The following is a 21,440-nucleotide window of genomic DNA, read 5'->3' on the forward strand; positions in this document are numbered from 1 at the left end:
TCGTATCAACGCGACCTTATCCAGCCTGAGATAAAATCTTCTCTGTAAAGGGGTAAGACAGGTGGCAAATGAATTTAACTATCCGGCAATTTCGCGCGTTTCTGGCCGTTGCGGATTTGCGTAGCTTTACCGCCGCCAGCAAATATCTGTGCATCACGCAGGGAGCTGTTAGCGGTTTAATCAACGAAATGGAAAGCCAGATGGAGGTTTCCCTTTTCGACCGCACTTCGCGCGTGGTGAAGCTATCGCCCGACGGCGAAAAGTTTTTACCCGCCGCCATGCGGGTTGTTGAAGAGTTTCAACGGGCCGAAAATTATGCCCGCGACCTGAAAGAGATCAAAAAATCCCTGGTGCGGGTTGTTGGCGCGCCGCTGATCGCCTGTGCTTTTCTGCCGCAAATCATCCATGCCTTTAAGCGGCAGCATCCGCATACCCACGTACAGCTTATTGATAAGCCCATGTCGCAATTACAAAAAAGCATTATGTTGGGAGAAGCCGATTTTGGTATCGGCCCGGAGCGGCCGCTGGAGCCGGAAATCGACAAACAAACGCTGTTCACAACGGAAATCGCCCTGTACTGCCATCCGGACTATCGGCTGCATAAAAAAACGGTTCGCTGGGAAGAGATTCAAAGCGAAGAGCTGATCGCCGTCGGCAACGAATCCGTTCCGATGATCTCCGCGACCGCTGGCGTGCGCATTAAGCCCAAAATGACGGTGGAACATATGGCGACCGCCATGTCGCTGGCGGCGCAGTGTGAAGGCGTGGTGATCGCCGGAACCTTTTCCCGCCATTACGCCAAAAGCTACCAATTAGCGACCTGTTCGCTCACGCCTCCGCTGCGGCGCAATATGAACCTTTATTTCCATGCGTGGCGCGCACAAACGCCCGCCACGCAGCGCTTTAGAGATTTTTTATTCAGCTATGTCGATGAACATCATGATGCCCCGGCCAACCAGCGGTAGGCCGGGGATTAAGGCAGGTTAAATATCGATATTCGCTGCTTTCAGGGCGTTCTCTTCAATAAAGGCACGACGCGGCTCAACGGCATCACCCATCAGCGTGGTGAACAGCTGGTCGGCAGCAATCGCATCTTTGACGGTCACACGCAGCATACGGCGGCTTTCCGGGTCCATGGTGGTTTCCCACAGCTGATCCGGGTTCATTTCACCCAGACCTTTATAACGCTGGATAGCCAGACCGCGACGTGATTCTTTCACCAACCACTCCAGCGCCTGCTCGAAGCTGGTTACCGGCTGGCGACGCTCGCCGCGTTCGATAAACGCGTCCTCTTCAATCAGACCGCGCAGCTTCTCGCCCAGCGTGCAGATACGACGATATTCCGCGCCGGTCACAAACTCGTGATCCAACGGATAATCGGTATCCACGCCATGCGTACGCACGCGAACGATCGGCTCGAACAGATTCTGTTCCGTATTAGTATGAACATCGAACTTCCACTGACTGCCGTGCTGCTCTTTCTCGTTCAGCTCGGTAATCAGCGCATTCACCCAGCGCGTTACAGTCTGCTCATCAGAAAGATCGGCTTCGGTCAGAGTTGGCTGATACACCAGCTCTTTGAGCAGCGCTTTCGGGAAGCGACGCTCCATACGACCAATCATTTTCTGCGTGGCGTTATATTCAGAGACCAGTTTTTCTAACGCTTCGCCGGATAGCGCCGGCGCATGGGCGTTCGCGTGCAGAGTCGCACCGTCAAGCGCGATGGAAATCTGGTACTGATCCATCGCTTCGTCGTCTTTAATGTACTGTTCCTGCTTGCCTTTCTTGACTTTGTACAGCGGCGGCTGCGCAATGTAGACGTGGCCGCGCTCGACGATTTCCGGCATCTGACGATAGAAGAAGGTCAACAGCAGCGTACGGATGTGCGAGCCGTCGACGTCCGCATCGGTCATGATGATGATGCTGTGATAGCGCAGCTTGTCCGGGTTGTACTCGTCGCGACCGATACCGCAGCCCAGCGCGGTAATCAGCGTCGCCACTTCCTGAGAGGAGAGCATCTTGTCGAAGCGCGCTTTCTCGACGTTGAGGATTTTACCTTTCAGCGGCAGAATCGCCTGGTTTTTACGGTTACGCCCCTGCTTCGCAGAGCCGCCCGCGGAGTCCCCTTCCACCAGGTACAGTTCGGACAGCGCCGGGTCGCGTTCCTGACAGTCCGCCAGTTTGCCCGGCAGACCGGCTAAATCGAGCGCGCCTTTACGACGGGTCATTTCACGGGCGCGACGCGCCGCTTCACGCGCACGCGCGGCGTCGATAATTTTGCCGACGACGATTTTCGCGTCAGATGGGTTTTCCAGCAGGTATTCGCTCAGCAGTTCGTTCATCTGCTGTTCTACCGCCGATTTCACCTCGGAAGAGACCAGCTTATCTTTGGTCTGTGAGGAGAATTTCGGGTCCGGTACTTTTACGGAAACCACCGCAATCAGACCTTCACGGGCATCATCGCCGGTGGCGCTGACTTTGGCTTTTTTGCTGTAGCCTTCTTTGTCCATGTAGGCGTTCAGCGTACGGGTCATCGCCGCACGGAAGCCTGCCAGGTGAGTACCGCCGTCGCGCTGCGGAATGTTGTTGGTAAAGCAGTAGATATTTTCCTGGAAACCATCGTTCCACTGCAACGCTACTTCGACGCCGATACCGTCTTTTTCGGTGGAGAAGTAGAAGATATTCGGGTGGATCGGCGTTTTGTTCTTGTTGAGGTACTCAACGAAAGCCTTGATGCCGCCTTCGTAGTGGAAATGATCTTCTTTGCCATCGCGCTTGTCGCGCAGACGGATGGAGACGCCTGAGTTCAGGAATGACAGTTCACGCAGGCGTTTCGCCAGGATCTCATATTCAAATTCAGTGACGTTGGTGAAGGTTTCGTGGCTCGGCCAGAAACGTACCATCGTGCCGGTTTTATCGGTATCGCCAGTGACGGCCAGGGGTGCCTGCGGCACGCCGTGCTCGTAGATCTGACGGTGAATTTTGCCATCTCGCTGGATAACCAGCTCCAGTTTTTGCGACAGAGCGTTGACTACCGAGACGCCCACGCCGTGCAGACCACCAGAGACTTTATAGGAGTTATCGTCAAATTTACCGCCCGCGTGCAGAACGGTCATGATCACTTCCGCCGCCGAAACGCCTTCTTCCGGGTGAATCCCGGTAGGAATGCCACGGCCATCATCCGTTACGGACACGGAGTTATCGGCGTGAATAGTCACGACGATATCTTTACAGTGACCTGCGAGCGCTTCGTCGATAGCGTTATCTACCACCTCGAATACCATGTGGTGCAGACCGGTGCCGTCATCCGTGTCGCCGATATACATACCCGGGCGCTTACGCACCGCATCCAGCCCTTTCAGGACTTTGATACTGGAGGAGTCATAAGAATTCGACATCAACGTTTCTCGCTCATTTAATCTTGGGTTAATCCGTTATTTTACCCTTTTCCACGGTAAACATCTTCGAATTTTCATCCGACATGTCTATAACGTGTTCAGCGCTAATTGCGCTGACAAAGACCTGCGATTGCGTGGCTTTTAAGCGGCTGGCCAGCAGTCCGCGACGCGCATCGTCAAGTTCAGAGGCAAAATCATCTATCAGGTACAGGCAGCGCCGCCCGCTTTCGCGGGTGAGGAACTCGCCCTGCGCCAGACGTAAGGCGCACATCAATAACTTTAGCTGCCCGCGCGACAGGGTATCTTCCACCGGCGCGCCGTCAGCGCGAATGCGAAAGTCCGCTTTATGCGGCCCGTGCGCGGTGTAGGTCAACATACGGTCACGCTCAAAGCTTCGCTCCAGCACGTCCGCATAGTCTGTCTCTTTCTCCCAGCCGCGCTGGAAAGAGAACGTCAGGGAAAATTCAGGTAAAAACTGCTGACAGGTATCCGCTATGTCCTGTGCGATAGCGCTACTGTACTCCGCCCGCCAGGTACTAATTTGTTCCGCCAACGGGATCAACTCTTTATCCCACGGGCGCAATTGCTCATAACGACTCACCTGGCGCAGCGCGGCATTACGCTGTTTCAGCAATCGTTTCAGGTTGCTCCAGGCGGTGAAGAATCCGGCTTCGTTGTGAAAGCATCCCCAGTCAAGGAACGCTCTTCTGTATTTGGGGCCGCCGTTGAGTAAAGTAAACCCCTCCGGCGTAATCAACTGCATCGGCATTAAATGCGCCAGCTCCGCGATCTTGTGACCGTCGGTACCATCGATACGGACTTTGCTGTCGCCCTGCTTATCTTTGGTTAAACCAATCGATGTCTCACGCTCTTCGCCCTGTAATCGCCCGTGAAGAACAAACGCTTCCTGCTCATGACGAATCACGCGGCCAGGCTGCAAACTGCGAAACGCCCGACCGTGGCCAAGCGTATAGATAGCTTCCAACACGCTGGTTTTGCCGCTGCCGTTGGCGCCAACCAGGAAGTTAAAGCCGGGGGATAAAGCGAGATCCGCATTTTCTATGTTGCGGAAGTCTTTGATTAGCAGTCTGGATAGCGACATATCAACTCATAACCAGGGCGTTATCGGCGCAGTTAGTCTGGTTACGGCCAGCGCACAGCAACCGGAGCGTACTGGAGTACGTGAGGATTGCTCGCTGCGCTCGCCCTTCGGGCCGTCCATAAGACGTCCAAAATACTTCGTATTTTGTGCGAGCACTGCCCGGAGCCAGAATAACAAGTAAGATAGCCCGATATTCTTTACAAGCGCATTGGCATAACAACATAAGCAGCCGACTGTGACGCCGCATCCTCAATCTGTACGCTGGATACGGAATCCGTCAGCATAATGCGCACGGTTTCGCACTTCAGCGCATTGAGCACGTCCAGCACGTAACTGACGTTAAAGCCGATTTCCATCTCCGTCCCGCCGTAGCTCACGTCCAGAATCTCTTCCGCTTCTTCCTGTTCCGGGTTATTGGCGGTGATTTTGAGCTGATTCTCACTGACGTACAGACGCACGCCGCGGAATTTCTCATTCGAGAGGATTGCCGCGCGGGCAAACGCCTGCTTGAGGATATCGCAGCCCGCTTCCAGATGCTTATCCGGATTCTTTGGCAGAACGCGACGGTAGTCCGGGAAGCGACCATCCACCAGCTTCGAGGTAAAGATAAAGTCGCCGACGTGCGCGCGGATATTATTACTGCCGATCTGCACGCGCAGCGGGTTTTCGCCACCGTCAAGCATACGCATCAGTTCAATCACGCCTTTACGCGGCACAATCACCGAGTGGCTGGGTAAAGACGCCTCCAGCGGCATTGAGCACACCGCCAGACGGTGGCCGTCGGTCGCAACAGTGCGCAGTTCGCTGCCTTCCGTTTCAAACAGCATACCGTTTAAGTAGTAGCGCACATCCTGATGGGCCATCGAAAACTGGGTCGCTTCAATCAGGCGCTTCATCGTGGCCTGCGGCAGCGTAAATTCAACTTCGCTTTGCCAGTCGTCAAGATTCGGGAAATCGGCGGCAGGCAGCGTAGACAGCGAGAAGCGGCTACGGCCAGAACGCACCAGCATCCGATCGCCTTCCAACTGAACGGCAATCTCCGCGCCCTCCGGCAGGCCGCGGCAGATATCAAAGAATTTCCGCGCCGGCACGGTAGTGGCGCCTGGCTCATGCGGCTGAGAAAGCGTAACGCGCGCGACCATCTCCATTTCAAGATCGGTGCCGGTCAGAGAAAGCGTACCGTCCGCTACCTGGAGGAGCAGGTTACCGAGAATCGGCAGCGTAGGACGACCGCCCAGCGGGCCGCTGACCTGCTGAAGCGGTTTTAATAAATGTTCACGTTCAACGGTAAATTTCATAGGATCACGACGATAGTGTTCTGATTAAATTCGAAAAATCTTCTTTGATATCGTGGCTTTCTTCACGCAGTTGCTCAATTTTACGACAGGCATGAAGTACGGTAGTGTGGTCGCGCCCGCCAAACGCATCGCCGATTTCCGGCAGACTGTGGTTGGTGAGCTCTTTTGCCAGCGCCATAGCCATCTGGCGCGGACGTGCTACCGAGCGAGATCGACGCTTAGAAAGCAGATCCGCAATTTTGATTTTGTAATACTCCGCCACCGTCTTCTGAATATTGTCGATGGTGACCAGTTTTTCCTGCAACGCCAGTAAATCGCGCAGCGCTTCGCGCACAAAGTCGATAGTGATCGCCCGGCCGGTAAAGTTGGCATTGGCGATCACCCGGTTCAGCGCGCCTTCCAGTTCACGTACGTTAGAGCGTAGACGCTTGGCGATAAAGAACGCGACCTCGCCTGGCAGACGAATATCATTTTCGTCCGCTTTTTTCATCAGTATCGCCACGCGGGTTTCCAGTTCTGGCGGTTCGATCGCCACTGTTAGCCCCCAACCAAAGCGGGACTTGAGACGATCCTCAACGCCGTTGATCTCTTTCGGATAGCGATCCGACGTCAAAATGATCTGCTGATTGCCTTCCAGCAGAGCGTTAAAGGTATGGAAAAACTCTTCCTGGGATCGTTCTTTATTGGCGAAGAATTGAATATCGTCGATCAGCAATGCGTCAACGGAACGGTAGTAGCGTTTAAACTCTTCGATGGCGTTATTTTGCAGGGCTTTTACCATGTCCTGCACAAAGCGCTCGGAGTGCATATACACGACTTTCGCATTGGGTTTGCGCGCCATAATGCCGTTACCCACCGCGTGCAGCAGGTGAGTTTTACCCAGACCGGTGCCGCCATAGAGGAATAACGGGTTATAGGCGCCGCCAGGATTATCCGCCACCTGACGTGCCGCCGCGCGCGCCAGTTGGTTGGATTTACCTTCGACGAAGTTATCAAATGTATGTTTAACATTGACGTTGGAGCGGTAGGTCGGCTCCGCCGGCGCTGGTACGTTGTCCCAGCCCGAACGGGCCGCAGGCGCTACGCGCTGCGGCTGCGCCGTCGTTGTCTGCGCAGGCGCGACAACGTTATGCACAGGCGTTTTTAGCGTTTGCGTAACGGGCTTTGTTCCCACTTCAAAACGCAGTTGTGGGGCATCCGCGCCGCAGAATGTGTTGAGTAATCCATTGATATTGTTGAGGTACTTATCTCTTACCCAATCGAGCACAAAACGGTTTGGCGCATACAAAGCCAGCGTGTTATCGCTCAGTTCCGCCTGCAACGGGCGTATCCACATACTGAATTCTGTGGCTGGTAACTCATCCTGCAATCGGGCAAGACACTGCTGCCAAAGCGAAAGTGACACGGCGGACTCCACTCGAACAAAAGTCGATAAATGACAAAGGCTGATACATTAATGATTGTTGGCGCACGTCGATAAGACCCTGCATGAAGGGTGACGCACGAACCGCTGTCTGCGGTTTTCACGGATCTTTCAAACGATCGCGACTTCACGCAGTCTGAAAGATTTCGTGTTCATGCCTGACCAGGATCGTTTGAAACGATCAGGACCGCGGATCATAGCCTAAACTGAGCAAGAGATCTTCTGTTTCTCACAGATTCTTCCCGATTTATCCACAGGACTTTCCAGGAAAGGATAAGTGTAATCGATCCAGGGGAACTCCTGTACGCTTTCGCGCGCATATTGAAAAAATTAATAGGTAAAGGTGAGCAGACGCCTAAAAGATCGCATAAAGATCCAAGGCGATCCTTGCGCTTTACCTGGCAGTCCGTATAATTCTCCACCCGTCGCGCAATGCCCGTCATATGGCGTCAACGCTGCTTATTTTCCGCACAAAAAGGCGTGGAAAATCGCGGGAAAATAAGGAAAGAGAATTGACTCCGGAGTGTACAATTATTACAATCCGGCCTCTTTAATCACCCACACTGTGGCGTAAGTCGTTCAAAGTTTGTTCGGGTATACGCAAAAGTCAGTGAATTTATTCAAGTTTAGGTAGAAATCGCCATGAAACGCACTTTTCAACCGTCTGTACTGAAGCGCAACCGTTCTCACGGCTTCCGTGCTCGTATGGCTACTAAAAATGGTCGTCAGGTTCTGGCACGTCGTCGTGCTAAAGGCCGCGCTCGTCTGACCGTTTCCAAGTAATAAAGCTAACCCCTGAGTGGTTAAGCTCGCATTTCCCAGGGAGTTACGTTTGTTAACTCCCGCTCATTTCACATTCGTCTTCCAGCAACCTCAACGGGCTGGCACGCCGCAAATCACCATCCTCGGCCGCCTGAATTCGCTGGGGCATCCCCGTATCGGTCTTACCGTCGCCAAGAAAAACGTTCGACGTGCGCATGAACGCAACCGGATTAAACGTCTGACGCGTGAAAGCTTCCGTCTGCGCCAGCATGAACTTCCTGCAATGGATTTCGTGGTGGTGGCGAAAAAAGGGGTTGCCGACCTCGATAACCGTGCTCTCTCGGAAGCGTTGGAAAAATTATGGCGCCGCCACTGTCGCCTGGCTCGCGGGTCCTGATAGCCCTTATTCGGGTCTATCAACGCCTGATCAGTCCGCTGCTTGGGCCGCATTGTCGTTTCACGCCAACGTGCTCAAGCTACGGAATTGAGGCATTGCGCAGGTTTGGAGTGATAAAAGGCAGTTGGTTGACGGTGAAACGCGTATTAAAATGCCACCCTTTACACCCTGGTGGTGACGATCCCGTCCCGCCCGGACCATTTGATACCAGAGAACACTAACGATGGATTCGCAACGCAATCTTTTAGTCATCGCTTTGCTGTTCGTGTCTTTCATGATCTGGCAAGCCTGGGAGCAGGATAAAAATCCGCAACCTCAGACTCAACAGACCACGCAGACAACGACCACCGCAGCGGGTAGCGCCGCCGACCAGGGCGTACCAGCCAGTGGCCAGGGGAAAATGATTACGGTGAAAACCGATGTGCTTGATTTGACTATCAACACCCGTGGTGGTGATGTCGAGCAGGCCTTGCTCCCGGCTTACCCGAAAGAACTGGGTTCCAACGAACCGTTCCAGCTGCTGGAAACCACCCCGCAGTTTATCTATCAGGCGCAAAGCGGCCTGACAGGCCGCGACGGCCCGGATAACCCGGCGAACGGCCCGCGTCCGCTGTACAACGTCGAGAAAGATGCGTTTGTACTGGCCGACGGTCAGAACGAACTGCAGGTTCCGATGACTTATACTGACGCCGCAGGCAACACGTTTACCAAAACGTTTGTCTTTAAGCGTGGCGATTATGCGGTTAACGTGAACTATAGCGTGCAGAACACCGGCGAAAAACCGCTGGAAGTCTCCACCTTTGGTCAGTTAAAACAATCCGTCAACCTACCTCCTCATCGCGACACCGGCAGCAGCAACTTTGCGCTGCATACGTTCCGCGGCGCAGCGTACTCCACGCCGGATGAGAAGTATGAGAAATACAAATTCGACACTATTGCCGATAACGAAAACCTCAACGTCAGCTCCAAAGGCGGTTGGGTGGCAATGTTGCAACAGTATTTCGCTACCGCATGGATTCCGCGTAACGACGGCACCAACAATTTCTACACCGCCAATCTGGGTAACGGCATTGTCGCTATCGGCTATAAAGCGCAGCCGGTACTGGTACAGCCAGGCCAGACTGGCGCGATGACCAGCACCCTGTGGGTCGGCCCGGAAATTCAGGATAAAATGGCGGCTGTTGCACCGCACCTGGATTTGACCGTGGACTACGGCTGGTTGTGGTTCATCTCTCAGCCGCTGTTCAAGTTGCTGAAGTGGATCCACAGCTTTGTGGGCAACTGGGGCTTCTCCATTATCATCATTACCTTTATCGTTCGCGGTATCATGTACCCGCTGACCAAAGCGCAGTACACGTCAATGGCGAAGATGCGTATGCTGCAGCCGAAAATTCAGGCGATGCGCGAACGTCTTGGCGATGATAAACAGCGCCAAAGCCAGGAGATGATGGCCCTGTACAAAGCGGAGAAGGTTAACCCGCTGGGCGGCTGCTTCCCGCTGATCATCCAGATGCCTATCTTCCTGGCGTTGTACTACATGCTGATGGGTTCCATTGAACTGCGTCATGCGCCGTTCGCGCTGTGGATTCATGACCTGTCCGCACAGGACCCGTACTACATTCTGCCGATCCTGATGGGCGTAACGATGTTCTTCATTCAGAAGATGTCGCCGACCACCGTGACCGACCCGATGCAGCAGAAGATCATGACCTTTATGCCGGTCATCTTTACGGTGTTCTTCCTGTGGTTCCCGTCAGGTCTGGTGCTGTACTATATCGTCAGCAACCTGGTCACCATCATTCAGCAGCAGCTGATTTACCGTGGTCTGGAGAAGCGTGGCCTGCATAGCCGCGAGAAGAAAAAATCCTGATTCGGTGTAGGCCGGATAAGGCGAAGCCGCCATCCGGCAAGGCGCGCCGGTCAGCCTGATGGCGCTAACGCTTATCAGGCCTACAATCAAAAGGCGGTCATATGACCGCCTTTTTTTATTGCAACAAAGTTGAGACTAACCATGAGCCATAACGACACTATCGTCGCCCAGGCAACCCCACCGGGACGCGGTGGCGTGGGTATCCTGCGTATCTCTGGTCTGAAGGCGCGAGACGTTGCGCAAGAGGTGCTGGGCAAGCTGCCGAAGCCGCGCTATGCCGACTACCTGCCGTTTAAAGACGTTGACGGCAGCGCGCTGGATCAGGGTATTGCGCTGTGGTTCCCCGGCCCGAACTCCTTCACCGGTGAAGATGTGCTGGAGCTACAAGGGCACGGCGGTCCGGTGATCCTGGACCTGCTGTTAAAACGTATCCTGACGCTTCCAGGCGTGCGCATTGCCCGACCGGGCGAGTTCTCCGAGCGAGCGTTCCTCAACGATAAGCTCGATTTAGCCCAGGCGGAAGCCATTGCCGACCTGATCGATGCCAGTTCCGAACAGGCGGCGCGTTCGGCGCTAAACTCGTTACAGGGGGCATTTTCCGCCCGCGTTAACCACCTTGTGGAAGCACTTACTCACCTGCGAATCTACGTCGAAGCGGCTATCGATTTTCCGGATGAGGAGATCGACTTTCTCTCTGACGGCAAAATTGAAGCGCAGCTCAATGGCGTCATCGCCGATCTTGACGCCGTGCGCACCGAAGCGCGCCAGGGCAGCCTGCTGCGCGAAGGGATGAAGGTAGTGATTGCCGGACGCCCGAATGCCGGGAAATCCAGCCTGCTGAATGCGCTGGCAGGCCGTGAAGCGGCCATTGTTACCGATATCGCCGGTACCACGCGCGACGTGTTGCGCGAGCATATTCACATCGACGGGATGCCGCTGCATATCATCGATACCGCCGGACTGCGCGACGCCAGCGACGAAGTTGAGCGTATCGGCATCGAACGCGCCTGGCAGGAGATTGAACAGGCCGATCGCGTGCTGTTTATGGTGGATGGCACCACGACGGACGCCGTTGACCCTGCCGACATCTGGCCGGACTTTATCGCCCGTCTGCCCAAAAATCTACCGATTACCGTGGTACGTAACAAGGCGGATATCACCGGCGAACCGTTGGGTATTAGTGAAGTAAACGGTCACTCACTGGTTCGCCTCTCGGCGCGTACCGGCGAAGGCATCGACGTGTTGCGTAACCACCTCAAGCAGAGCATGGGGTTTGATACCAATATGGAAGGCGGCTTCCTGGCCCGCCGCCGTCACCTACAGGCGCTGGCGGAAGCCGCTGACCATCTTGAACAGGGCAAAGCGCAGCTATTAGGCGCGTGGGCGGGGGAACTGCTGGCGGAAGAGTTGCGCCTGGCGCAGCAAAGCTTAAGCGAGATTACCGGCGAGTTTACCTCCGACGATCTGCTGGGACGGATTTTCTCCAGCTTCTGTATTGGTAAGTAACGTTGTGTAGCCCGGTGGCGCGATGCTTACCGGGCCTACAAAACCCGTAAGTCGGATAAGGCGTTTACGCCGCCATCCGGCAACAATAATTTCCCATGCGGAAAACACTGTTGTCCAAATGGCAACTCGTCTCGCGCAACGTCGCCCCGTATTCTTAGCGCCACACTTTTCGTGAGGCCGCTATGAAACGTTTTCTACTGTGTAGTTTTGCCCTGGTTTTACTCTATCCTGCCGGTATTGATATGTATCTGGTCGGTTTACCGCGTATAGCCGCCGATCTGAACGCCAGCGAGGCGCAGTTGCATATCGCCTTCTCCGTTTACCTGGCCGGAATGGCGACGGCCATGCTGTTTGCCGGGAAGATAGCCGACCAGTCAGGCCGCAAGCCGGTCGCGATCGTCGGCGCGCTCGTCTTTATGATAGCCTCACTGCTTTGTTCACGGGCGTCGGAAGGCTCGCTATTTCTGAGTGGGCGTTTTCTTCAGGGGGTAGGAGCAGGCGGCTGCTATGTGGTGGCGTTCGCCATTCTGCGCGACACGCTCGACGAGCATCGTCGGGCGAAAGTGCTGTCATTATTGAATGGGATTACCTGTATTGTGCCGGTACTCGCCCCGGTGATGGGGCATTTGATTATGCTTCGTTTCCCCTGGCAAAGTCTGTTCTATACGATGTCCGCGATGGGCATTATTGTGGGCCTGTTATCACTGTTTATCCTGCGCGAGACGCGCCCGGCAAGGCTGGCTCCACGCGATTTATCACGATCGTCGCCCGCCGCCGAGTCGCTGGTTAACCGTTTTTTCGTCAGTCGACTGGCGATCACCACCCTTAGCGTGTCGGTGATCCTGACCTTCGTCAATGCCTCTCCAGTGCTGCTGATGGAGGTGATGGGATTTAGCCGTGGCGACTATGCCATTACCATGGCGCTCACCGCAGGCGTCAGCATGGTCGTCTCTTTTTCTACCCCTTTTGCGCTTGGGTTATTTAAGCCGCGAACCTTAATGCTCGTCTCACAGGGGCTGTTTTTGACGGCTGGCGTGACGTTAAGCCTTGCTCATACCAATACCGTCACGCTCTTTGGCCTGACGCTTATCTGCGCCGGATTCTCGGTTGGTTTTGGCGTCGCGATGAGCCAGGCGCTGGGGCCGTTTTCGCTGCGCGCCGGAGTGGCCAGTTCCACGCTGGGTATCGCGCAGGTTTGCGGTTCATCACTGTGGATTTGGCTGGCGGCAATACTCGGTATCAGCGCGATGAATATGCTGATCGGGATTCTGATTGGTTGTAGCATAGTGAGTATTCTGCTGATCTTCTCCGTCACGCCCAACAGGTCCGTAGCCGAGCATGAAGAAATCCCTTACCAATCTCGATCTTAATCTGCTGTTATGCCTACAGTTACTCATGCAGGAGCGCAGCGTCACTAAAGCTGCAAAACGGATGAACGTAACGCCCTCTGCGGTCAGCAAATCGCTGGCGAAACTCCGGGCATGGTTTGACGATCCGCTGTTCGTCAATACGCCGCTGGGCCTGGCGCCGACGCCGCTGATGGTCAGTATGGAGCAAAGTCTGGCGGACTGGATGCAGATGGGGAACCAACTGCTTGATAAGCCGCATCATCAAACGCCGCGCGGTTTAAAATTTGAGTTGGCGGCAGAGTCGCCGCTGATGATGATTATGTTTAATTCACTGTCGCAGCAGATTTATCAGCGCTATCCGCAGGCTACCATTAAGGTTCGCAACTGGGATTATGACTCGCTGGAGGCGATTACGCGTGGGGAAGTCGATATCGGATTTACCGGACGCGAAAGCCATCCCCGCTCGCGAGAATTGCTCAGTCTGTTGCCGCTCGCGATTGATTTTGAGGTGTTGTTTAGCGATTTGCCGTGGGTCTGGCTGCGGGAAGATCATCCGGCGCTGCGCGAAGCGTGGGATCTGGACACATTTCTGCGCTACCCGCATATCAGTATTTGCTGGGAGCAAAGCGATACCTGGGCGCTGGATGATGTCCTGCAAGAAATGGGACGCAAACGTCATATCGCGTTGAGCCTGCCGGGGTTCGAGCAGTCGCTCTTTATGGCCGCCCAGCCGGATCACACCCTGATAGCAACCGCGCCGCGCTATTGCCACCACTACAATCAGCTCCACCAGCTACCGTTAGTGGCGCGCCCCCTGCCTTTTGATGCGCAACAGAGGGAAAAGCTGATGGTGCCGTTTACCCTATTATGGCACAAACGTAATAGTCATAATCCCAAGATTGTGTGGCTACGACAGGCTATCAACACGCTCTGCCGTCGCCTTATCTGACCACCTGCGTTGATAAATTAACCTTCCTCTTACCAGAAATGTCACCGTCTGATTAAAGAACCTTCTGAAATTGAATTTTTAGCGCGTAAAACCTGTCCATAATTTACGTTAATGTTACTCTCGTCATTATCACGGCCCATTAATCACGGAGCGAAAAATGGCGACTCACTTTGCCAGAGGGATACTTACGGAGGGACAGTTGGTTTCAATTCGTCTCTCTTCGTCTTGCCATATTGAAGCCAGAAAGCTGCCTGCTCACCGACGAACGCGTTTTCTCGCCTCCAGAGGCCTTCTTGCCGAACTGATGTTTATGCTGTACGGAATTAGCGAGCTGCCGGAAATCATTATTCAGGCGAAAGGTAAACCCGCGTTTCGTGACAAAAATCTGCCAGGTTTTTCTATCTCCTACGCCGGAAATATGGTTGGCGTGGCGTTGACCACCGAAGGAGAGTGCGGGCTGGATATGGAATTACAGCGCACCTCCCGCGGCTTTCACCATCCGCATTCGCTCGAACGCCACCCTTTCTCCCGTAATGAAAACTTATGGGTATCCAATCAAAACGATCCCAACGAAGCGCGAGCGCAACTCATTACATTGCGCCAGAGCGTGTTAAAACTCACCGGCGATGTCATGAATGACGATCCGCGGGAGCTGCAACTTTTACCCGTTGCCGGACGCCTGAAGTGCGCGCATGTCACGCAGCTTGAAGCCGTGTGCGATGCGGAAGATGTGCTGGTATGGTCCGTAACCGTTACGCCAGCGATAGAAAAATTAAAAGTGTGGGAGTTCGATGGCAAACTGGGCTGGAAAAGCCTGCCCGATATCCAGACGCGCGCCAATGAGCCAACCGGTCGTCTGATGCGCTTCGCCCAACTCCCCGCCGCCAAATCGTATACGCTTAATCGTTCATAATGAAAAAAGGGGCACGTATGTCTGAAACGCTGAATGTGGTTACATTGCTGGGAAGTTTACGCAAAGGTTCCTTTAACGGGATGGTGGCGCGTACTCTGCCTAAAGTCGCGCCGGCAGGAATGACGGTATCGCCGCTGCCTTCGATCGGGGATATTCCGCTGTATGACGCCGATATCCAGCAGGAAGAGGGATTTCCAGCCAGCGTAGAGGCGCTGGCGGAGCAGGTTCGCAACGCCGACGGCGTCGTCATTGTGACGCCGGAATATAACTATTCCGTTCCCGGCGGCCTGAAGAATGCCATCGACTGGCTATCCCGTCTGCCTGAGCAGCCGCTGGCGGGTAAGCCCGTTCTTATCCAGACCAGTTCAATGGGGGCGATTGGCGGCGCGCGCTGCCAGTATCATCTGCGCCAGATTCTGGTGTTCCTTGATGCAATGGTGATGAACAAACCGGAGTTTATGGGCGGCGTGATTCAGAATAAAGTCGACCCGCAGACTGGAGAAGTGGTGGATCAGGGAACGTTAGATCATTTGACCGGTCAGCTGACCGCATTTGGTGAGTTTATTCAGCGCGTTAAAGCGTAAGCTCGTTAAAAACCCTCACCCCGATGGGGCGAGGGTTCATTTCATCAGTGTGCGTCAATAAACACAATCTTCAGCACGAATAACAGCGCGACAATCACTACGCACGGGCTAAGGTCGCGCAGGCGACCGGTACCGATTTTCATCACGCAGTAAGAGATAAAGCCCAGCGCGATACCTTCGGTGATCGAGAAGCTAAACGGCATCATTACCGCCGTAATAAACGCCGGGACCGATTCGGTTAAATCCTGCCAGTTTACCCGCGCCAGGCTGGAGGTCATCAGCACGCCGACGTAAATCAGCGCGCCCGCCGCCGCGTAAGGCGGCACCATGCCCGCCAGCGGCGACAGGAAGATAACCAGCAGGAACAAAATACCGACCACTACTGCCGTCAAACCGGTGCGACCGCCCACCGAAACGCCGGAAGACGATTCAATATAAGCGGTCACAGAAGAAGTTCCGACAAATGCGCCAGTGACGGAAGAGATACTATCAACAAACAGCGCCTGCTTCATGCGCGGGAATTTGCCTTTCGCATCCGCCAGGCCGGCTTTATCGGTCACGCCAATCAGCGTACCGGAGGAGTCAAACAGGTTTACCAGCATGAAGGAGAAAATAACCCCCGCCAGGCCAAGATTGAACGAGCCTGCCAAATCGACATGCCCGACCACGCTGGTGACGCTTGGCGGCGCGGAGACAATGCCGTTGTAATGTACATCGCCCATCATCCAGCCAAGCAGCGTCGTGACGATGATGGACACTAGCACCGCCGCATGAATGTTGCGCGAAGCGAGAATCGCAATAATAAAGAATCCGAGAACCCCCAGCAGCACGCTGTGCGAGGTCAGGTTGCCGATGCTGACCAGCGTTTCCGGGTTAGCGACGATCACGCCGGCGTTTTTCAGCCCCATCATGCCGATAAACAGGCCGATGCCGCTGGTGATGCCCACGCGCAGGCTGACCGGAATGTTGGCGATCATCCAGTAACGCACACGGAAGATAGTCAGTAATAAAAGACCAACAGCGCCCCAGAAAATGGCACCCATGCCTACCTGCCACGGCAGTCCCATTGCCTGCACAACCACGAAGGCAAAGAACGCATTCAGCCCCATCGCGGGCGCCAGCGCCACCGGCAGGTTAGCGAACAGGCCCATCAGAATACTGCCAAAGGCCGCAATCAGACAGGTGGTCACAAAGACGGCGCTGGTGTCCATGCCAGCTACGCCCAGAATTTGCGGGTTAACAAAAACGATATAAACCATCGTCAGGAAAGTGGTAAAACCGGCGATCACTTCGGTACGTGCCGTCGTGCCATGTTCGCGCAGTTTAAACACGCGTTCCAGCATACCCTGACCAGAAGCCTGGGTGGTGTGTTGTTGACTCATTATCAATTTCCGGAGAAAGGAGGGAAAATTCGCCGTTATCCTATACCAAAATGCGACACCTGGCGCAGTTGTGTGGTAATTTTTTTCACTCAATTTGTTAGTACGGCAACGATTGCGTCCCCTCATTCAGCATTACGTAAACGTTAAACTTGTTAAAATGGAAATGACATGTCCCAAATCGAAGCAGTGTTTTTTGACTGTGACGGCACGCTGGTCGACAGTGAAGTGATTTGCTCGCGCGCCTATGTCACTATGTTCCGGCAGTTCGGCATTACGCTTGAGCTCACGGAAGTATTCAGACGCTTTAAAGGCGTAAAGCTCTACGAAATTATCGATACCATCAGTAAAGAGCATGGCGTTGCGCTGGCAAAGGCGGAGCTGGAGCCGGTGTACCGCGCGGAAGTGGCGCGTCTGTTCGATACCGAACTGGAAGCGATCGCGGGCGCAAATACCTTGCTGGAGAGCATTAAGACGCCGATGTGCGTGGTATCCAACGGGCCGGTCAGTAAGATGCAGCATTCGCTGGGTAAACTGGGCATGTTGCATTATTTTCCCGATTTGCTGTTTAGCGGTTACGATATTCAACGCTGGAAGCCCGATCCGGCGCTGATGCTCCATGCGGCGAACGCCATGAAGGTCAATGTTGAGAAGTGTATTCTGGTGGATGACTCCAGCGCAGGCGCGCAGTCAGGAATTGCGGCGGGAATGGAAGTGTTTTATTTCTGCGCCGATCCGCATAACAAGCCGATCGATCACCCTAACGTGACGACGTTTACCGATTTGGCGCAGTTGCCGGGATTGTGGAAAGCGCGCGGGTGGGAGATTACGCGTTAACTGAAATGCCGGATGGCGCTAACGCTTATCCGGCCTACAGCATCTGTACCTGTAGGCCCGGTAAGCGCAGCGCCACCGGGCAAAAGAATGAGATTTACTCTTTCGGATCTTTCCCCGCCAGCAGCTTATCCAGCTCATCGCCGCCCACGTGACGGAAGTCTTGCCCCTTCACGAAGTAGAAGATGTATTCGCAAATATTCTGGCAACGGTCACCGATACGCTCAATAGAGCGCGCGCAGAACAGCGCGGTCAGCACGCTGGGAATGGTGCGCGAGTCTTCCATCATGTAGGTCATCAGCTGACGCACGATGCCTTCATATTCCTGGTCAACTTTCTTATCTTCACGATAGATACGCACCGCTTCATCGAGATCCATCCGCGCGAACGCATCCAGCACGTCGTGCAGCATCTGCACGGTGTGGCGGCCCAGCGACTCCAGACTCACCAACAGCGGCTGGTGCTGCTGGGAGAATTTCTCCAGCGCGGTACGGCAGATTTTATCCGCCACGTCGCCAATGCGCTCCAGTTCGGCGATGGTTTTGATAATCGCCATCACCAGACGCAGATCGCTCGCCGTCGGCTGGCGCTTGGCGATAATACGCACGCAGGCTTCATCGATGGCGACTTCCATCATATTAACCTGATGGTCGCCTTCTACCACGCGCTTCGCCAGCTCGCTGTCCTGGTTGTGCATGGCGGTAATAGCGTCAGAAAGCTGCTGCTCCACCATGCCGCCCATGGTCATTACCTGAGTGCGGATGCTTTCCAGTTCGGCGTTGAACTGGCCGGAAATATGTTTATTAAGGTTCAGACTGTCCATTACGCACTCCTGAATTAACCGTAACGACCGGTGATATAGTCTTCTGTTTGTTTCTTCGCGGGCTTGGTGAACAGATCGTCCGTGTTGCTGAACTCAATCAACTCGCCCAGGTACATAAACGCCGTATGATCGGAACAACGTGCCGCCTGCTGCATGTTGTGGGTCACGATCACCACGGTGTAATCCTGTTTCAGCTCGGTGATCAGCTCTTCAATACGCCCGGTAGAGATCGGGTCCAGAGCTGAACATGGCTCATCCAACAGCAGCACTTCCGGGCGAATGGCGATACCGCGCGCAATGCACAGGCGCTGCTGCTGACCACCGGAGAGAGAGTACCCGCTCTGGTGCAATTTATCTTTGGTTTCGTTCCATAATGCGGCTTTGGTCAACGCCCACTGCACGCGCTCGTCCATATCGGCGCGAGACAGCTTCTCAAACAGACGCACGCCAAAGGCGATATTGTCATAGATGGACATCGGGAACGGCGTCGGCTTCTGGAATACCATCCCCACTTTTGCGCGCAGCAGCGCGATATCCTGGGTGTTGGTGAGAATATTGTCGCCATCCAGCAGAATTTCACCTTCCGCGCGCTGCTCCGGATAAAGCGAATACATTTTATTGAAGGTACGCAGTAGCGTTGATTTACCGCAGCCGGATGGCCCGATAAATGCCGTTACCTGATTCTTCGCGATATCCAGATTAATGTTCTTCAGGGCATGGAATTTGCCGTAGTAGAAGTTCAAATCACGAACCTGAATCTTACTCGGGGCAGTTTCAACCATACTCATTTCACTCTTTTCCTCATCCAGCGCCGCATCCGCCACGCCGTAAAATAATGCCTGATGGCGCTACGCTTATCAGGCCTACAATGTCTTTAACCGTGTTTTTTCTTCGCGAAAACAACACGCGCCAGAATATTCAGCAGCAGTACGCACAGGGTAATAATCAGCACGCCAGCCCAGGCTAATTGTTGCCATTCGGCAAACGGGCTCATCGCGAATTTAAAGATAGTCACCGGCAGGTTGGCGATCGGCTGCATCATGTCGGTGCTCCAGAACTGGTTCGAGAGCGCGGTAAACAACAATGGCGCCGTTTCCCCGGCGATACGCGCAATAGCCAGCAGGATACCGGTCATAATGCCGGAGATAGAGGCTTTCAGCGTAATCGCGGAGATCATCTTCCACTTCGGCGTACCCAGCGCATAAGCGGCTTCACGCAGGCTATCCGGCACCAATTTGAGCATGTTTTCAGTGGTACGGATAACGATCGGTACCTGCAACAGCGCCAGCGCAATCACCCCTGCCCAGCCGGAGAAGTGCTGCATCTGCGCCACCACGATGGTGTAAACAAACAGCCCCACAACAATTGACGGCGCGGAAAGCAGAATGTCGTTAATAAAACGAATGATTTCCGCCAGCCAGGATTTACGGCCATACTCGGCCAGGTAAATACCCGCCATAATTCCCAGCGGCGTACCCAATACGGTAGCCCAGAGAATCAACAATCCACTCCCCGCCAGGGCGTTCGCCAGCCCGCCGCCCGCCGTGTTCGGCGGCGGCGTCATTTCGGTAAACAGCGCCAGCGACATCCCGTCGATACCACGGGTGATGGTGGACATCAAAATCCAGATCAGCCAGAACAGGCCAAATGCCATCGTCGCCATTGAGAGCGTTAGTGCGATACGGTTCTTCATGCGGCGACGCGCCTGCATCTTGCGACGGGATTCCGCGAGCTGCGCGGTGTTCTGCATATCAAGCGTAGCCATTAACGTGCTCCCTCGTTCTTCGCCAGACGCATAATCATGAACTTAGACGCCGCCAGGACGATAAAGGTGATCACAAACAGGATCAGCCCCAGCTCCATCAACGCTGCCACGTGCAGACCCGATTCCGCCTCAGCGAATTCGTTCGCCAGCGCGGAAGTGATGCTGTTGCCCGGCATATACAGCGACGCGCTGTCGAGCTGGTAGGTATTGCCGATGATAAAAGTGACCGCCATCGTTTCACCCAGAGCACGGCCCAGCCCCAGCATAATGCCGCCGATCACGCCATTTTTGGTGAACGGTAGCACGATGCGCCAGATAACTTCCCAGGTAGTGCAGCCGATACCGTAAGCGGACTCTTTCATCATTACCGGCGTTTGCTCGAAGACGTCGCGCATAACCGCCGCAATGTAGGGGATGATCATGATGGCGAGGATGACGCCCGCCGCCAGAATGCCGATACCAAACGCCGGGCCGGAGAACAGCGCGCCGACAAACGGAATGTTGGAAAGAATATTGCCGACCGGCTCCTGGAAGTACGTCGCAAACAGCGGCGCGAAGATAAACAGCCCCCACATGCCGTACACGATACTGGGGATCGCCGCCAGCAGCTCAATGGCGATGCCGAGCGGACGTTTTAGCCAGCCTGGCGCCAACTCGGTTAAAAACAGGGCAATGCCGAAACTGACTGGAACGGCGATCAGCAGTGCGATAAAGGAGGTCACCAGCGTGCCGTAAATGGGCACCAGTGCGCCGTAGATATCGTTTGGCGCGTCCCATTCCTTAGTCCAAAGAAATGAGAAACCAAATTTCTGAATACTTGGCCAGGAGGAGATGATCAATGAGACGATAATACCGCCCAACATCAATAGCACAATCAGCGCAGCCAGTTTTACCAGCGCGCTGAAAATCATGTCGCCTTTTTTACCCGGCGGGTTAAAAGCAGGCTTGGTTGCAGCCATAAATTACTCTTTCCATTAAACGCGTTTTACGACGTTGCCCCTGCCGGATGGCGCTACGCTTATCCGGCCTACAACGTGGGCCTGCGGTCGAAACCGTAGGGCGGATAAGCGTAGCGCCATCCGCCAATT

General features: G+C 54.6%; 20 protein-coding genes. 11 read left to right on the forward strand and 9 right to left on the reverse strand.

Going from position 1 to position 21,440, the window contains the following annotated elements; translation table 11 throughout:
• Positions 1–68: 68 nt before the first annotated feature.
• A complete protein-coding gene (locus ACLJZ5_RS20845) occupies positions 69–965 on the forward strand; it encodes a LysR family transcriptional regulator (RefSeq protein ID WP_001054599.1) in 897 nt (298 codons plus the stop codon).
• 18 nt (positions 966–983) lie between these two features.
• On the opposite strand, the gene gyrB is transcribed toward ACLJZ5_RS20845, so the two are convergent.
• The 4 genes from gyrB to dnaA form a co-directional block, all read right to left on the reverse strand.
• Positions 984–3,398 carry a DNA topoisomerase (ATP-hydrolyzing) subunit B gene (gyrB, locus tag ACLJZ5_RS20850; RefSeq protein WP_000072047.1) on the reverse strand — a complete coding sequence of 805 codons (2,415 nt, stop codon included), beginning with the start codon at positions 3,396–3,398 and terminating at the stop codon, positions 984–986.
• Positions 3,399–3,426: 28 nt separating this feature from the next.
• Positions 3,427–4,500, reverse strand: coding sequence for a DNA replication/repair protein RecF (recF, locus tag ACLJZ5_RS20855; protein ID WP_024797546.1), 1,074 nt, complete (start codon positions 4,498–4,500; stop codon positions 3,427–3,429).
• Positions 4,501–4,697: 197 nt separating this feature from the next.
• Positions 4,698–5,798, reverse strand: a complete 1,101-nt coding sequence (gene dnaN / locus ACLJZ5_RS20860; protein WP_000673474.1) for a DNA polymerase III subunit beta — start codon at positions 5,796–5,798, stop codon at positions 4,698–4,700.
• Positions 5,799–5,802: 4 nt separating this feature from the next.
• Positions 5,803–7,203, reverse strand: coding sequence for a chromosomal replication initiator protein DnaA (gene dnaA / locus ACLJZ5_RS20865; protein WP_000059093.1), 1,401 nt, complete (start codon positions 7,201–7,203; stop codon positions 5,803–5,805).
• A gap of 660 nt (positions 7,204–7,863) precedes the next feature.
• On the opposite strand from dnaA, the gene rpmH reads away from it, so the two are divergent.
• From rpmH to ACLJZ5_RS20910, 9 genes are all read left to right on the forward strand, one after another.
• Positions 7,864–8,004 carry a 50S ribosomal protein L34 gene (gene rpmH, locus ACLJZ5_RS20870; protein WP_000831330.1) on the forward strand — a complete coding sequence of 47 codons (141 nt, stop codon included), beginning with the start codon at positions 7,864–7,866 and terminating at the stop codon, positions 8,002–8,004.
• 16 nt (positions 8,005–8,020) lie between these two features.
• Positions 8,021–8,380, forward strand: coding sequence for a ribonuclease P protein component (gene rnpA / locus ACLJZ5_RS20875; protein ID WP_000239725.1), 360 nt, complete (start codon positions 8,021–8,023; stop codon positions 8,378–8,380).
• Complete coding sequence (yidD, locus tag ACLJZ5_RS20880) at positions 8,344–8,601, forward strand: membrane protein insertion efficiency factor YidD (RefSeq protein ID WP_001307474.1); 258 nt, start codon at positions 8,344–8,346, stop codon at positions 8,599–8,601. Before rnpA ends, yidD begins: the two co-directional genes overlap by 37 nt.
• Positions 8,602–8,603: 2 nt before the next feature.
• Positions 8,604–10,250: a membrane protein insertase YidC gene (gene yidC / locus ACLJZ5_RS20885; protein ID WP_000378278.1), complete on the forward strand. Its 1,647-nt coding sequence runs from the start codon at positions 8,604–8,606 to the stop codon at positions 10,248–10,250.
• Between the two features lie 141 nt (positions 10,251–10,391).
• The gene (gene mnmE, locus ACLJZ5_RS20890) at positions 10,392–11,756 is read left to right on the forward strand and encodes a tRNA uridine-5-carboxymethylaminomethyl(34) synthesis GTPase MnmE (RefSeq protein WP_024797545.1); all 1,365 of its coding nucleotides are present in this window, start codon (positions 10,392–10,394) and stop codon (positions 11,754–11,756) included.
• Positions 11,757–11,938: 182 nt separating this feature from the next.
• On the forward strand, positions 11,939–13,126 hold the full coding sequence (locus ACLJZ5_RS20895) for an MFS transporter (protein WP_000819610.1): 1,188 nt from the start codon (positions 11,939–11,941) through the stop codon (positions 13,124–13,126).
• Positions 13,095–14,054, forward strand: coding sequence for an HTH-type transcriptional regulator YidZ (yidZ, locus tag ACLJZ5_RS20900; RefSeq protein WP_024797544.1), 960 nt, complete (start codon positions 13,095–13,097; stop codon positions 14,052–14,054). Before ACLJZ5_RS20895 ends, yidZ begins: the two co-directional genes overlap by 32 nt.
• 157 nt (positions 14,055–14,211) lie before the next feature.
• Complete coding sequence (locus ACLJZ5_RS20905) at positions 14,212–14,967, forward strand: 4'-phosphopantetheinyl transferase family protein (protein WP_024798613.1); 756 nt, start codon at positions 14,212–14,214, stop codon at positions 14,965–14,967.
• Positions 14,967–15,551, forward strand: a complete 585-nt coding sequence (locus ACLJZ5_RS20910; RefSeq protein ID WP_077914082.1) for an NADPH-dependent FMN reductase — start codon at positions 14,967–14,969, stop codon at positions 15,549–15,551. The genes ACLJZ5_RS20905 and ACLJZ5_RS20910 overlap by 1 nt, the downstream gene beginning before the upstream one ends.
• Positions 15,552–15,595: 44 nt before the next feature.
• Here the strand turns inward: ACLJZ5_RS20910 and adeP are convergent, their stop codons facing one another.
• Entirely contained in the window at positions 15,596–16,933 is a 1,338-nt protein-coding gene (gene adeP, locus ACLJZ5_RS20915; protein WP_001521829.1) for an adenine permease AdeP, read from the reverse strand.
• A gap of 168 nt (positions 16,934–17,101) precedes the next feature.
• Between adeP and yieH the strand changes: the two genes are divergently transcribed.
• Complete coding sequence (gene yieH, locus ACLJZ5_RS20920) at positions 17,102–17,767, forward strand: 6-phosphogluconate phosphatase (RefSeq protein WP_000078082.1); 666 nt, start codon at positions 17,102–17,104, stop codon at positions 17,765–17,767.
• Positions 17,768–17,861: 94 nt separating this feature from the next.
• Here yieH and phoU read toward each other — a convergent pair whose 3' ends face one another.
• The 4 genes from phoU to pstC form a co-directional block, all read right to left on the reverse strand.
• Positions 17,862–18,587 carry a phosphate signaling complex protein PhoU gene (gene phoU / locus ACLJZ5_RS20925; RefSeq protein WP_000377800.1) on the reverse strand — a complete coding sequence of 242 codons (726 nt, stop codon included), beginning with the start codon at positions 18,585–18,587 and terminating at the stop codon, positions 17,862–17,864.
• Between the two features lie 14 nt (positions 18,588–18,601).
• The gene (gene pstB, locus ACLJZ5_RS20930; protein WP_000063118.1) at positions 18,602–19,375 is read right to left on the reverse strand and encodes a phosphate ABC transporter ATP-binding protein PstB; all 774 of its coding nucleotides are present in this window, start codon (positions 19,373–19,375) and stop codon (positions 18,602–18,604) included.
• Between the two features lie 86 nt (positions 19,376–19,461).
• A complete protein-coding gene (pstA, locus tag ACLJZ5_RS20935; protein WP_000212197.1) occupies positions 19,462–20,352 on the reverse strand; it encodes a phosphate ABC transporter permease PstA in 891 nt (296 codons plus the stop codon).
• Positions 20,352–21,311, reverse strand: coding sequence for a phosphate ABC transporter permease PstC (pstC, locus tag ACLJZ5_RS20940; RefSeq protein WP_000741630.1), 960 nt, complete (start codon positions 21,309–21,311; stop codon positions 20,352–20,354). Before pstC ends, pstA begins: the two co-directional genes overlap by 1 nt.
• Positions 21,312–21,440: the final 129 nt, after the last annotated feature.

This window comes from Salmonella sp. 5800, from assembly GCF_046558195.1.
GTDB classification, from domain to species: Bacteria; Pseudomonadota; Gammaproteobacteria; order Enterobacterales; family Enterobacteriaceae; genus Salmonella; species Salmonella enterica.